9 protein-coding genes are annotated in these 13373 nt (G+C 70.3%); 7 read left to right on the top strand and 2 right to left on the bottom strand.

The window, feature by feature from the left end:
* Positions 1 to 7: 7 nt before the first annotated feature.
* The 4 genes from NLX83_RS35815 to NLX83_RS35800 are packed head-to-tail and all read left to right on the top strand — an operon-like array spanning position 8 to position 8047.
* Positions 8 to 4990 carry an SDR family NAD(P)-dependent oxidoreductase gene (locus NLX83_RS35815; RefSeq protein WP_374118851.1) on the top strand — a complete coding sequence of 1661 codons (4983 nt, stop codon included), beginning with the start codon at positions 8 to 10 and terminating at the stop codon, positions 4988 to 4990.
* Entirely contained in the window at positions 4987 to 6021 is a 1035-nt protein-coding gene (locus NLX83_RS35810) for a cytochrome P450 family protein (protein ID WP_254239705.1), read from the top strand. Before NLX83_RS35815 ends, NLX83_RS35810 begins: the two co-directional genes overlap by 4 nt.
* 14 nt (positions 6022 to 6035) lie before the next feature.
* A complete protein-coding gene (locus tag NLX83_RS35805; RefSeq protein WP_254239704.1) occupies positions 6036 to 7304 on the top strand; it encodes an activator-dependent family glycosyltransferase in 1269 nt (422 codons plus the stop codon).
* Positions 7305 to 7321: 17 nt separating this feature from the next.
* Entirely contained in the window at positions 7322 to 8047 is a 726-nt protein-coding gene (locus tag NLX83_RS35800; protein WP_254239703.1) for a class I SAM-dependent DNA methyltransferase, read from the top strand.
* Between the two features lie 63 nt (positions 8048 to 8110).
* Here the strand turns inward: NLX83_RS35800 and NLX83_RS35795 are convergent, their stop codons facing one another.
* Positions 8111 to 9304, bottom strand: a complete 1194-nt coding sequence (locus NLX83_RS35795; RefSeq protein WP_254239702.1) for a cytochrome P450 — start codon at positions 9302 to 9304, stop codon at positions 8111 to 8113.
* Positions 9305 to 9496: 192 nt separating this feature from the next.
* On the opposite strand from NLX83_RS35795, the gene NLX83_RS35790 reads away from it, so the two are divergent.
* Together NLX83_RS35790 and NLX83_RS35785 are read left to right on the top strand one after the other, a co-directional pair.
* On the top strand, positions 9497 to 10348 hold the full coding sequence (locus NLX83_RS35790; RefSeq protein ID WP_254239701.1) for a GNAT family N-acetyltransferase: 852 nt from the start codon (positions 9497 to 9499) through the stop codon (positions 10346 to 10348).
* Positions 10349 to 10476: 128 nt separating this feature from the next.
* The gene (locus tag NLX83_RS35785; protein WP_254239700.1) at positions 10477 to 10890 is read left to right on the top strand and encodes a nuclear transport factor 2 family protein; all 414 of its coding nucleotides are present in this window, start codon (positions 10477 to 10479) and stop codon (positions 10888 to 10890) included.
* 7 nt (positions 10891 to 10897) lie between these two features.
* Here NLX83_RS35785 and NLX83_RS35780 read toward each other — a convergent pair whose 3' ends face one another.
* On the bottom strand, positions 10898 to 12394 hold the full coding sequence (locus tag NLX83_RS35780; protein WP_254239699.1) for an ArnT family glycosyltransferase: 1497 nt from the start codon (positions 12392 to 12394) through the stop codon (positions 10898 to 10900).
* Positions 12395 to 12634: 240 nt separating this feature from the next.
* Here NLX83_RS35780 and NLX83_RS35775 point away from each other — a divergent pair, with 240 nt between their 5' ends.
* Positions 12635 to 13318 (top strand): DUF2306 domain-containing protein, encoded by a 684-nt coding sequence (locus NLX83_RS35775; RefSeq protein ID WP_254239698.1) that lies wholly within the window; start codon positions 12635 to 12637, stop codon positions 13316 to 13318.
* The last annotated feature ends 55 nt before the right edge of the window (positions 13319 to 13373 follow it).

The following is a 13373-nucleotide window of genomic DNA, read 5'->3' as shown; positions in this document are numbered from 1 at the left end:
CATGGCCGTGTCCCAGGAGAAACTGCTCGAAGCGCTGCGTGCGTCGGCGAAGGAGACCGAGCGGCTGCGCAAGGCCAACCAGCGGCTCGTCGCCGAGGCGGGGGAGCCGATCGCGATCATCGGCGTCGGCTGCCGCTACCCGGGCGGGGCGGCCTCGCCCGAGCGGCTGTGGGACCTGGTCGCCGCCGGGGTGGACGCGGTCGGGGAGATGCCCGCCGACCGCGGCTGGGACGTGGACGGCATCTACCACCCCGAACCGGGGACGCCCGGCCGCACGTACTGCCGAGAGGGCGGATTCCTCGACGACGTGGCGGGTTTCGACGCGGAGTTCTTCGGCATCAGTCCTCGTGAGGCGCTGGCGATGGACCCGCAGCAGAGGTTGCTGCTGGAGACCTCGTGGGAGGCGTTCGAGCGCGCGGGAATCGCGCCGCTCTCCGTCCGTGGCAGCCGCACCGGTGTCTTCCTCGGCGCCTCCTACCAGGGATACGCGCCGCCACCGGACGAGGTGCCCGAGGAGTTGGGCGGCTTCCTGTTGACCGGCAACGCCTCCGCGGTGCTCTCCGGTCGTCTGTCCTATGTGTACGGTCTGGAAGGACCTTCGCTGACGGTGGACACGGCGTGCTCGTCGTCCCTGGTGGCGTTGCACTTGGCCGCGCAGGCGCTGCGCGGCGGTGAGTGCTCGATGGCCCTGGCCGGCGGCGTCGCGGTGATGGCCACGCCGGACGCCTTCGTGGAGTTCAGCCGCCAGCGGGGAATGGCCGCCGATGGCCGGTGCCGGTCCTTCGCCGCGTCGGCGGACGGCACCGGATGGGGCGAGGGTGTCGGCGTGCTGCTGCTGGAGCGGTTGTCCGACGCGCGCCGCAACGGCCACGACGTGCTCGCAGTTGTCAGGGGATCGGCCGTCAACCAGGACGGCGTGTCCAACGGGCTCAGCGCGCCCAGCGGTCCCGCGCAGCAGCGGGTGATCAGGGCGGCACTGGCCAACGCCCGGCTCGAACCGTCCGATGTGGACGCTGTGGAGGCGCACGGCACGGGCACGGTGCTCGGCGATCCGATCGAGGCGCAAGCGGTTCTCGCGGCCTACGGCAAGGACAGGGAACAGCCGTTGTGGCTGGGGTCGCTCAAGTCCAACATCGGCCACACCCAGGCCGCGTCCGGCGTCGGCGGCGTGATCAAGATGGCGCTGGCGATGCGGCACGGAGTGCTGCCGCAGACCTTGCACGTGGACGCGCCGACCCCGCACGTCGACTGGTCCGCGGGTGCGGTGCGGCTGCTCACCGAGGCACAGCCGTGGCCTGTCGGGCAACGTCCGCGCCGGTGTGCGGTGTCGTCGTTTGGTATCAGCGGCACCAACGCGCACATCATCCTCGAAGCTCCCGCAGTGGAGGAGATCACCCCGCCTGGTGAGGTCGCCGGGCCCGTGCCGTGGCTGCTCTCCGGTCGATCCATTCAGGCTCTGGAACAACAGGCTCGTGACCTTGCGTCCATTGTGGACGATGTGCCGTTCGCGGACGTCGCGTACTCGCTCGCCACCACGCGGTCCGGGCTGAGCCACCGCGCCGTCGTCGTCGCGGTGGACGCGGACGGGTTCCGCCGTGAACTTGGGCGACTGTCCCCGTTTTCGCCCAAGCCCGGCAAGCTGGCGTTCCTCTTTGCTGGGCAGGGCAGTCAGCGGGTCGGGATGGGACGCGAGCTGTACGCGTCGTTCCCCGTGTTCACGGCGGCCTTCGACGAGGTTGCCGAGCACCTCGCGGTGCGAGAGGACGACCTGGACCAGACCGGCGCCGCCCAGCCCGCGCTGTTCGCTCTGGAGGTCGCGCTGTTCCGGCTCGTCGAGAGCTGGGGCGTGAAGCCGGACCTGCTCCTTGGCCACTCGGTCGGCGAACTCGTGGCCGCGCACGTCGCCGGAGCCCTGTCGTTGCCGGACGCGTGCAAGCTCGTCGCGGCTCGGGCCGAGCTGATGCAGGCGCTGCCCGAAGGTGGCGCGATGATCTCCGTTCGCGCCACCGAAGCCGAGGTCGCTTCGCTGCTGACCGATGAGATCGGCATCGCCGCGATCAACTCGCCCGGCTCGGTCGTGCTCTCCGGCGCCGAGGGTCCCGTGCTGCGCGCGGCGGAGGAGTTGGACACGCGCGGGCACAAGTCGAAGCGGCTCCGCGTCAGCCACGCGTTCCACTCGCCGCTGATGGAGCCGATGCTGGAGGACTTCCGCCGTGTCGCATCGGAGATTTCCTATGCTGCGCCGCAGATCCCGGTCGTCTCCAACCTCACCGGTGAGCCAGTCACCGCCTACACGGCCGATTATTGGGTGCGGCATGTGCGGGAGGCGGTGCGGTTCCAGGATGGGATCGAGCACCTGCGTGAGCGGGGCGCGACGGTCTTCGTGGAGCTGGGGCCGGACGGCACGCTGTCGGCGCTCGGCCGTGAGTGCGCCGACGACGGAGTGTTCTTGCCGACGTTGCACCGGAAACGCGGTGAGCTGGCATCGATCCGGTCCGCGGTCGGCCTGGCCGCAGCACACGGTGTCGCGGTGGACTGGGACGCTTTCCTGCCGGGCGCCCGCCGCGTCGACCTTCCGACGTATCCGTTCCAGCACAAGCGGTTCTGGCTTGAACGGACGTATAAGTCCACTGTGGACGATTGGCGTTACCGCGTTTCTTGGCGTCCGCTGACCATTCAGGCGCAGGAACCCGGAAGCGGCTGGCTCGTCGTCGGCGAGCCGGGTGCGATCTCGGAGCGCCTTGGCGCAGAGGTGATCGCGCCGGGAGCCGACCTCGCGGCCCGGCTTCGTGAGTTCCCGCACGCTACGGGCGTCGTCTCGACCCTGGACGCGGTCGGCACGCTCGCGCTGGTCCAAGCCCTCGGTGACGCGGGGAGCACCGCGCCGCTGTGGTGCGTGACCCGGGGCGCGGTCGCCGTCTCGGCGAGCGAAGTGCCCGATCCGGACCAGGCACAGGTGTGGGGACTGGGCCGGGCCATCGGCCTCGAACACCCCGAGCGCTGGGGCGGCTTGATCGACCTGCCCGCCTCCGGCGGCGAGGACAGCCTGGCCAACGTGCTGGCGGACGGCGGCCCGGAGGATCAGATCGCCGTGCGCACCAAGGGGATTCTGGCCCGGCGCCTCGCTCGGGCGCAGGTTCGCGGTGGCGGGCGGGACTGGGCGCCGGGCGGGACCGCGTTGGTCACCGGCGGCACCGGGGCGCTGGGCAGGCAGGTCGCGCGCTGGCTCGCCAAGTCCGGTGCTGAGCACGTCGTGCTGGTGAGCCGCAGTGGCACCGGCGCGGACGGCGTCACCGAACTGGAAGCAGAGCTCGCTGACCTCGGCGCGAAGACCACCGTGGTGCCGTGTGACATCACTGAGAGGGACGCGGTAGCGGCCGTGATCCGGGACCACGGTCCTATGAGGACGGTCGTGCACACGGCGGGCGTCGCCCAGACAACGCCGGTCGCCGAGATGACGGAAGCCGAGTTCGTCGACGTGCTCGCTGCCAAGACCCTTGGTGCGCAACACCTGTCCGACTTGGTTGACGATCCGGAAACCTCGTTCGTGCTGTTCTCGTCCACCTCCGGCGTGTGGGGAAGCGGCGGCCAGGGCGCGTATGGCGCCGCCAACGCGTTCCTCGACGCACTCGCCCAGCAGCGCCGCTCGCGCGGGCTGCACGCGGTGTCGGTGGCGTGGGGCCTGTGGGACGGCGACGGAATGGCCGCGGGCGCCGGGGGCGAGTACCTGCGCCGACGTGGGCTCGGCACCATGGACCCGGAGCGCGCCCTCGCTGAGCTGCGCATCGCCCTGGAACAGGACGACACGACGATCGCCGTCGCCGACGTGGACTGGTCGCGCTTCGCCGTGGGCTTCACCGCGCTGCGCGCTCGCCCGCTGATCGAAGAACTCGTGCCCAAGACTGCGGAAACCGTTGTAGCACAAGAGACTCCGAAGGACTTGGAGCAGCTAGTGCGGACGACGGTAGCTCGCGTCCTGGGGCACGACGACGAGACGACGATCCCAGCCGAGCGGGAGTTCCAGGAGCTGGGCTTCGATTCACTGACCGCCGTTGAGCTGCGGGATCGGCTCAAGGCAGCGACCGGGCTCGACCTCCCCGCGACGCTGGTGTTCGAGCACTCCTGCGCGCGGGCGCTCGCCGAACACCTGGAATCCCGGCTCGGCAGCGCTCCGGCCGCACGCGCGAGCACCCTGGCGCCGATGTACCGGACGGCTGTGGCGGAGGGCACCGCCGAGGAGTTCATCGCGGTGCTCGGCGACCTCGCCCGCTTCCGCCCCCGGTTCACCACCGGCCACCGCCTCGACCTGGTTCGCCTGGCCGAGGGATCGCGGCGGCCGAGCCTGGTTTTCTGCTGCGGCACCGCCGCGATGGCCGGGCCGCACGAGTTCGCCCGACTGGCCAACGCCGCGCGCGGTGATCGGGACGTGTGGGCGTTGCCCCAGCCCGGGTTCGCGCCGGACGAACCGTTGCCCGCGACCCTGGAAGCCGTCCTGGAGGCCCAGGCGCAGGCGCTCGCCGCGCTGGACGGGCCGTTCGTGCTGCTCGGGCACTCCGGCGGCGCGAACATGGCGCACGAGCTGACTCGCCACCTGGAGCGGCTGGGCAGGGGACCGCTCGGCCTCGTCGCCATCGATGTGTTCCCGCCCAACGACCAGAGCGCCATGAACGTGTGGCAGCAGGAGATCACCGCCTACGCGCTGGACAACGCGCCGGTGGAGATCGACGACGCCCGGCTCACCGCGATGGGCGCCTACCGCAGGCTGCTCGGCGACTGGAAACCGTTGCCCCCCAAGGCTCCTGTCCTGCTGCTGCGGGCGTCGGAGCCGATGGCGGAGTGGAGCGGGCCCGGTGACTGGCGCTCGTCGTGGCCCGGCGCGCACACCGTCGCCGACGTTCCCGGCGACCACTTCACGATGAACGGCGAGCACGCGGAGTTCGCCGTCCGCACGATCGACGACTGGCTGACCGCACTCGAAGGAGACCGATGACCACCCTTGACGCCGAGCCGGCGATCGACCGGGTGCTGGGCAGGCGACTGCACTTCACGCGGGCGTCGCACTGGTTCTCCGGTGAACACGGCGACCCCTACGCGCTTCTGTTGCGCGCCATGGACGACAGCACCGAGCAACTGGTTCGCGCACGCGGACCGGTGCACCGCGCGGACGACGGCACCTGGGTGATCGCCGACCAGGACCTGGGCGCCGACGTGCTGGGCGATCCCCGCTTCGGGCTCCGCCGCGCGGACGGAGCGCACCCCGCGCAGCACGTGCTGCCGCTGGAGAACTCCGGGCTGCACCGCGACCGCGCTGACTACGAGCGGGTCCGGGCGATCATCGAGCCCGTCACCGGAGACCACGCGCGCTCCCGCGTTTCCGCTGTGGCGAGTCGCCTTCTGGGCGAACTTGGTCCGAGCTTCGACCTCGCGGACTTCGCGCGGCGGCTGCCCGCGGCGGTGCTCACCGACCTGTTCGAGCTGACCGATGAGCGGTTCCCCGCGCACTTCGCCGGGCTCGGCCGGACCCTGGACAGCGTGCTGTGCCCGCAGCGCGCCACCGACACGCTCCGCACCATGAGCGCGGTGGACGGACTGCACGGCGTCTTCGCCGATCACCTCGCCGCGCTCACCCCGGAGCAGGCGGGACCCGCGCCGGAGGACACCCGCCTCGCCGGGATGCTGCTCGCGGTCACAACCGTGGAGATCGTGCCCGGACTGATCTGCAACGCCGTCCTCGGTGCTCCGGATGCCCCGCCTGTGGCACTGGAGAGCCGCGTCGCGCACGAGCCGGTGGAGCTGGCGGGCGCGGAGATCGCTGCGGACGACCACGTCGTGGTCCTCGCCGGTGGCGCCGCCACGCTGGACCGCAGTGTCCACTTCGGACTCGCGGCGCCGCTCATCCGGCTCCAGGCCGAGGTCGCGCTGGAGTTGTTGCCCGCCCTGCGGGTCACCGGCCCGGTGGTGCGAAACCGGCGCAGTCCCGTGCTGCGCTCGGTGTCCCGTCTGCCCGTGACCGCGGCCTGAGCGAGGAGATACCCATGCGCGTGCTGTTCAGCTCCTTCGCCCACAAGACCCACTACTACAACCTCGTCCCGCTCGCGTGGGCGATGCAGACCGCGGGCCACGAGGTCCGCGTCGCCAGCCAACCGTCCCTTGTGGACGCGATCACCGGCACCGGGCTGACCGCGGTCCCGGTCGGCAACGACGACTCGATCATCGAACTGATCACCAGGATCGGCGGTGACATCGGCCTCTACCAGAAGGGCCTGGACTTCACCGAGCAGCGGCCGGAGCGGCTGAGCTGGGAGTACCTGCTCGGCATGCAGACGATGATCACCGCGTTCTGCCACGAGCCGCTCAACGGCGACGCCACCATCGACGAGCTGACCGACTACGCCCTGTCCTGGCAGCCGGACCTCGTCGTCTGGGAGCCGATGACCCTGGCCGCGCCGATCGCCGCCACCGTGTCCGGGGCCGCGCACGCCCGGCTGCTGTGGGGGCCCGACGTGGTCACCCGGGCCCGGCAGCAGTTCCTCCGCGCGATGGCCGAGCAGCCGGAGGAGCACCGCGAGGACCCGTTCGCGGAGTGGATGACCTGGACGCTCGCCCGCTACGGCAAGGAGAAGGCGTTCTCCGAGGACCTGCTCACCGGGCAGTGGACCATCGACCCGTCCGCCCCGAGCACGCGCCTCGACCTCGGCGTGCCGACCGTGGGCACCCGCTACGTCCCGCACAACGGCCCCTCGGTGATCCCGGACTGGCTCGCCGAACCGCCCGCCAAGCCCCGGATCTGCCTCACCGTGGGCGTGTCCGCGCGCGAGACCCTCGGCAAGGACGAGGTGTCGCTCGGCGACCTGCTCGAAGCGCTCGGCGACCTCGACGCGGAGGTCGTCGCCACGCTCGACGCGACGCAGCAGGCGCTGCTGCCGCGCGTGCCGGACAACACCAGGCTCGTCGACTTCGTGCCGATGAACGCGCTGCTGCCGACCTGCTCGGTGATCATCAACCACGGCGGCGCGGGCACGCACTCCACGGCCATGCTGCACGGGGTGCCGCAGGTGATGCTGACGAACCTGTGGGACGCGCCGCTGAAGGCCCAGCAGCAACAGGACCTCGGCGCGGGCATCGCCATCCACACCGACGACGTCACCGCGCGCGGCGTGCGCGACGCGGTCGCGCGGGTGCTCACCGAGCCGTCGTTCCGCGAAGGCGCACAGCGGTTGCGCGCGGAGATGCTCGCCGAGCCCAGCCCGAACGCGATCGTCGGCCGCCTGGAGGAGCTGACCGAGGCGCACCGGCGCCACTAGGCAGAGAGGAGCACGACGTGGCGTACGAGGACTACGTCGAGGAAGCCGCCGAGGTCTACGACGCGGTGCACCAGGGTCGCGGCAAGGACTACCGGACCGAGGCCGCCGACATCGCGAAGCTGGTCCGCACCTACCGCACGGACGCGGCGTCGCTGCTCGACGTCGCCTGCGGCACCGGCTCCCACCTGCGGTTCTTCGCCGAGGAGTTCGCCGAGGTGGAGGGCGTGGAGCTGTCCGAGGACATGGTGGGCATCGCCCGGCGCAAGACCCCCTCGGTCCGGCTGCACCAGGGCGATATGCGCGACTTCGCGCTTGGCCGCGAATTCGATGCTGTGACCTGCATGTTCAGCTCGATCGGGCACATGGCCGACACCGCGGAGCTGGACAGCGCGGTGGCCACCTTCGCCCACCACCTCACCCCCGGCGGGGTCGTGGTGGTGGAACCGTGGTGGTTCCCGGAGACCTTCACCCCCGGCTACATCGCCGCCGACGTGGTCCGGGCGGACGGGCGGACCATCTCGCGGGTCTCCCACTCGATCCGGGAAAACGATCACACCCGGATCGAGGTGCACTACGTGGTGGCCACCGCCGAGCGCGGCATCCGGCATTTCAGCGAGGTCCACGAGATTACGCTCTTCGAACGCCCGGAGTACGAGCGGGCATTCGTCCGGGCGGGCCTTCGCGTCGAATTCCTGGAAGGAGGTCCGTCCGGCAGGGGCCTTTTCGTCGGCGTGCGCGACTAAACGATCCCCGTACGCGAAAGGACCCTCGGAGAAATGTCCGAGGGTCCCCCAGGCGTGCCTTTTTCAGTACGTTCGCACCTTCACCGGGACGTGCTTGGCGGTCAGCTCGTCCGGCTCGTAGAAGGCGACGCCGTCGTGGTCGACCTCGAAGCGCGGGAAGCGCTCGAAGAGCATCGGCAGCAGCACCTTGGCCTCCAGCCGGGCCAGCGCCGAGCCCAGGCAGTGGTGGATGCCGTGGCCGAAGCTGAAGTGCCGGTTGCGCTCGCGGTGGATGTCGAAGACGTCCGGGTTCGGGAAGACTGTCTCGTCCCGGTTGGCCGAGGCCATCCAGGCGATGACCATCTGCCCCTTGCGCATCTTGTGGCCGTGCAGCTCCGTGTCCTGCTTGAGGATGCGGAAGATGTTGTTGAAGGGGCTGCGGTAGCGCAGCACCTCCTCGATCGCGGCCGGGATCAGCGAGTGGTCGGCCCGCAGCTCCCGCTCCGCCTCGGGGTGTTCGTCCAGGCAGAGCATGATGTTGGCGATCAGCGTGCTGCTGGAGATGTGGCCGGCCGAGAGCAGCAGCGCCACGATGCCGACGATCTCCGTGTCGGTCAGCCTGCGGCCGTCCAGCTCGGCGTGCACCAGGTCGCTGAACACGTCGTTGGTGCGCACGGCCCGCTTCTCGGCGGCCTTCTCGTGGAAGTAGGCCACCATCGCCTGGATGGCCGGACCGGTGGTCTCGGCGAAGTCCTCCGGCAAGTTGGGGTACTCCATCGCCTGGTTGCTCAGGAAGGTGTCCACCCAGTCGCGGAACTTGTCCTGGTCGTCGGCGGGGATGCCGAGCAGGTCGGCGATCATGATCACCGGCAGCGGGTAGGCCAGCTGCTCGACCATGTCGAAGCGGTCCCCGGAGATGCCGCCCAGCAGCTCCTTGGCGATCTCGGCGATGCGCGGCTCCAGCGCCGCGATCCGCTTCGGGGTGAACGCCTGGCTGACCAGCCTGCGCACCGGGCCGTGCCCGGGCGGGTCCATGCCGCCGAAGACGCCGGGGCCCATCAGCACCTCGGTCTCCGGGGTCAGCGGGAACGCCTCGCGGAAGTCCGAGGAGAAGATCGAGGGATCGGAGGCAACGTGCGCGAAATCCGCGTACCCGAATACCTGCCACGCCTGCCGGGACTCGTCCCAGTAGACCGGGTGATTCGCCCGCATGTACTTGAACCAGTCAAGCAGTTCGGCCGCATTGGCGTCCCTGCGCAACTCAAGCGAGAGAGACAAGATTACCGCCCATCAGGTCGAGGATACGGCGCCAGCCTAACCCAGGGTGTGGCGGAGACGGCTTGAACTTTTCAAATTACGGAATTGACGTGGCTCGCGGAACACGCGCGTTCACCGGTGGTCACAGGGGCGCGTCGAGCCGCCGGCGGAAAACGAGATGCCGCCGCGGGCGCGGTGGTGTGTCATCGGGAGATGACGATCGTGTTGGGCACACCCGGAGTCGACGAGCTGGGCGACGCCGTGGCCGCGCTGCGGGAGTGGCAGGACGACGGGGCGCCGATGCAGCTGCACCCGGGGGACCTGGGCTGGTTCTGGCGGTTCGGCGCGGAGGCGACGGCCGCGGCGGTCCGCACCTGGAGCCGGGACGGGCGGATTCTCGCTGTCGGGCTGCTGGACGGGCGCGACCTGTTGCGGATGACGATCGCGCCGGACGCCCTGCGAGACGAGGAGTTGGCACAGCGGCTCCGTCACGACATGACCGTGCTGCCCGAGGGGAAGGTGTACCTCGAGGCCCGGAAAGGCGCGCTGTTCAAGGACTTGCTGTCCGAGGACGGCTGGGACGTCGACGAGCCGTGGACGCCGCTGAGCCGGGATCTGGCGGCGCCTGTCGAGGACCCGGGTGTGCGGATCGAGGTGGTCGGGCCGGATCAGGCGCACGCCTGGGCTGGGGTCATCCGGGCATCGTTCGACAAGTCGACGTTCACCGAAGAGCGTTGGCACGCGATGGCGGCCGGTTCGCCGTACGCCGACGCACGGAGTCTCATCGCGCGCGACGAGCGGGACAACGCGGTGGCGGCGGTAGCGGTGTGGTCGGCCGGTCCGGGAAAGCCCGGGTTGCTTGAGCCGATGGGCGTGCACCGGGACCACCGGGGACACGGCTACGGCAAGGCGATCACAGTCGCCGCGGCGGCCGCACTGCGGGAGCTGGGGTCGTCGAGCGCGCTTGTCTGCACGCCGAGCTCCAACGTCGGCGCCGTCGCCACCTACGCGTCGGGCGGCTTCCAGCGACTCCCCGAGATCCAGGACCTGCGCCGCGACGCCTGAGCCAGATGGGTCAAGGTCTGGCGATCCTCGGCTGGAAGCGGTAGTGGGAGCCGCGCGGCCAGGCGAGCAGGGGTGTCCTTCCCTGACACCATCCCATATCGTTGGCGAGACCAACGTTAGGAGCCCGAATGAAAGAGGATGTCGTGGTCGCCGACCGGATCGAGATCGCCGACCTGTTCAGCCGCCTCGCGCACCTGCTCGACGAGAAGCGGTGGGGGGACGCGGACACCGTCTTCGCCGAGGACGTGGCGGTGTACTCGCCCCGCAACGGCGAACTCCACGGCGTCGACAACCTCGTCGGCTTCCTGCGAGGGGCCGAGGTCGCGGGGGAGCACACCCAGCACCTGACCACTGATCTGCTGGTGGACGTCGACGGCGACCAGGCGGCTGCCACGGCGAACTCGCTCGTGTACTTCTACCGCGACGGCCAGGCGCCCCACCGGACAAGCGGTCTGCGACTGGCCTGCACCGCGGTGCGGACGGCGGTGGGGTGGCGCATCCGCGAATCACGGACCTCGCTCGCCTGGATGCACGAGAAGTGATCAGGCGTCACGTGACGTAGAAGCGGCGCAGGGTGGGCCAAAGCTCGGACCACGCCGTCGTCGTGGCCTCGCACAGCGCGATCTGCGTGCCCTGCTCCCTGTTGTCGAGGTCGATCCCGTTGTCGTGCGGGGCCATCTCGCGGCACCCGGTGAATCCGTCTTGTGGTATCGGCGTGAACCCGATCAACAGGACGGGCCCGGTCATGTCGTCCGGCGGCGGTCCCCAGTCGGCGAAGGACATGTGCCCCGAGTACGTCCTGGGCAAGCCGTGTTCGGCGCCGTAGCGGTCGAGCGCGCCCGCCTGGCCGTAGTTCCTGGCGAGGATCACGGCCTTGTCGCGCTGCTCGGGTGGGATGCGCTGCCACACGCTCGCGACGTTCGCGGCGAACCCCGGCCAGCCGATCTGTTCAGCCTGCTCCCGATTCACGGCCATGACGGGGCTGCCGCCGAGCGCATCGGGGGGAAGCAGCGGGAGCGCGATCATGAAGGAGAGGGCGACGGAGACTGCCACGACCGCACCGCTGAGCGCGCGCTTCACGGGCCGCTTGGTGGCGAACCAGCGCGTGGTCGGTTCGGCGCCCGCCGCGACCAGGAGGAGCAACAGGGGCATCGAGTAGTACGGCTTTCCGCCCAGCACCAACAGCGCCGCGCACAGCACGAGATAGGCCATCGGCAGCGCTCGCGCCCAGCGCAGCGCGGGATCTCGCCACAGGCGCACCATGCCCGCGATCCACACCGGCACGAGCACGGGCAACAGGTAGGTCACCTGCTGCGGGACGAACAAGAGCCGGTTCTTGAGGCCGTCGTGCGAGCTGATGCCCGAAGCCACGGTCAGCATCGGGAACCCGTGAGCGACCTGCCAGATCACCAGTGGGAGGGCCAGCACCGTCGTCACCGCGACTCCGCCGGCCAACCACCAGGTGCGCAGCACCGATCGCGGCCCGACCAGCAGGACCGCGACGCCCAGCACCGAAACCAGCAGCAGCACCAACCACTTGTTGGCCAGTCCGACTCCGATCGCCGCGCCGATCGCCACCCACAGGCGGGCGTCGCCGGCGCGGAACAGTCGGAGCGCCAGCAGGCCGATCACGGTCCACACCAACAGGTCCAAGGTCGAGGTGGACAGCATGTGCGTCACCACGAGGACGTACGTCGACACCGACGTGGCCGCCGCGGCGAGGAGCTGCGCCGCCCGGTCTCCGCCGAGCTCACGCGCGACCAGCGCGACCACCACCACGACCGCCGCGCCGATCAGCGTCGCCACGATCCGCAACCCGCTCGGGGTGGCGCCGAACAGCGTCGCGGCGATCTTGGCGAGCAGCGGGGTGAGCGGCGGGTGGTCGACGTAGCTCCAGTCCAAGTGCTCCCCGGAGGACAGGAAGTACAGCTCGTCGCGGTGGAAGCCGTACCTCCCGGACACCGCCGTCAGCACGACCGCCTGGACCGCGGCGACGAGCGCCACCGGCCCGATCGCGAAGCGCGGCAACGGTTTCGTCTCGCTCATCCAGCCCTCCGGTGGTCGATCGCAGGATCGTCGCACGCGGAGCCGCCCGGTGCGACGCGCTTGAACAGCATTTTCCTTGTCCGGCAAGCGTTTTCATGCGTGGACATGCACGGGACTTCGCGCGCGACCACACCGCGCTCCGGTAGGGGCAACCCCACCCCGGTGCGGCGGCCAGCACCAGAGCGCGGAGAGCTCCCGGTTCCTACCGTCGGAAGCCACGACTTCTGGTGGGAGAACACGATGTTGCGCAGGCCCTGGATGGCTCCGCTCGCCTTGGTGGTGCTGGTCTTCCTGGTGGTTTCACTGCCCGGCTACCTCAGCCTCGACCCCGCGCGGTCCAGGCTGCCGTCGCCGCCGGACTTTCCCGCGTACTACCCGATCCTGGTCTCGCACATCATCTTCGGCTCGATCGCGATGGTGACGTGCTGCCTGCAGATCTGGCCGTGGCTGCGCAGCCGCGACCTGGCGCTGCACCGGAGGATCGGCCGGGTCTACGTGTTCGCGGGAGTGCTGCCCGCCGGGGTGCTCGGGTTCGTCGTCGGGGTGAACACACCGTTCGGCCCGGTGGCGATGGTCAGCCACGTTCTCCTGGCGGCGCTGTGGCTGGGCACCACGGCCATGGGCGTCATCAGCGCGCGGAAACGGCGGATGGCGGAGCACCGCAGGTGGATGATCCGCAGCTTCGCGCTGACCATGTCGATCATCACCAACCGGCTGTGGTCCGCGTTGGCCGCCGTCGCGCTGGAACCGCGGATCGCCACCACCTTCGGCGGCAGCGAGATCGCGTTCATGCACGCCATCGGCTCGGTGTCGGCCTGGCTGGGCTGGACGATCCCGCTGCTGATCGCGCAGTGGTGGCTCGACCGCACCCCCACCCGCCGCCGCACCCAAGCCCACTCCACCGAATCGGTCACCGCAGCGTGAGTTCCGGCGTCTTCAAGTACACCCAACCCCCGCCCCAGCGACCGTTGACCACGAC

This window comes from Allokutzneria sp. A3M-2-11 16 (assembly GCF_024213555.1).
Classification (GTDB): domain Bacteria; phylum Actinomycetota; class Actinomycetes; order Mycobacteriales; family Pseudonocardiaceae; genus Allokutzneria.
This window is presented reverse-complemented; position numbering and strand designations above follow the sequence as displayed.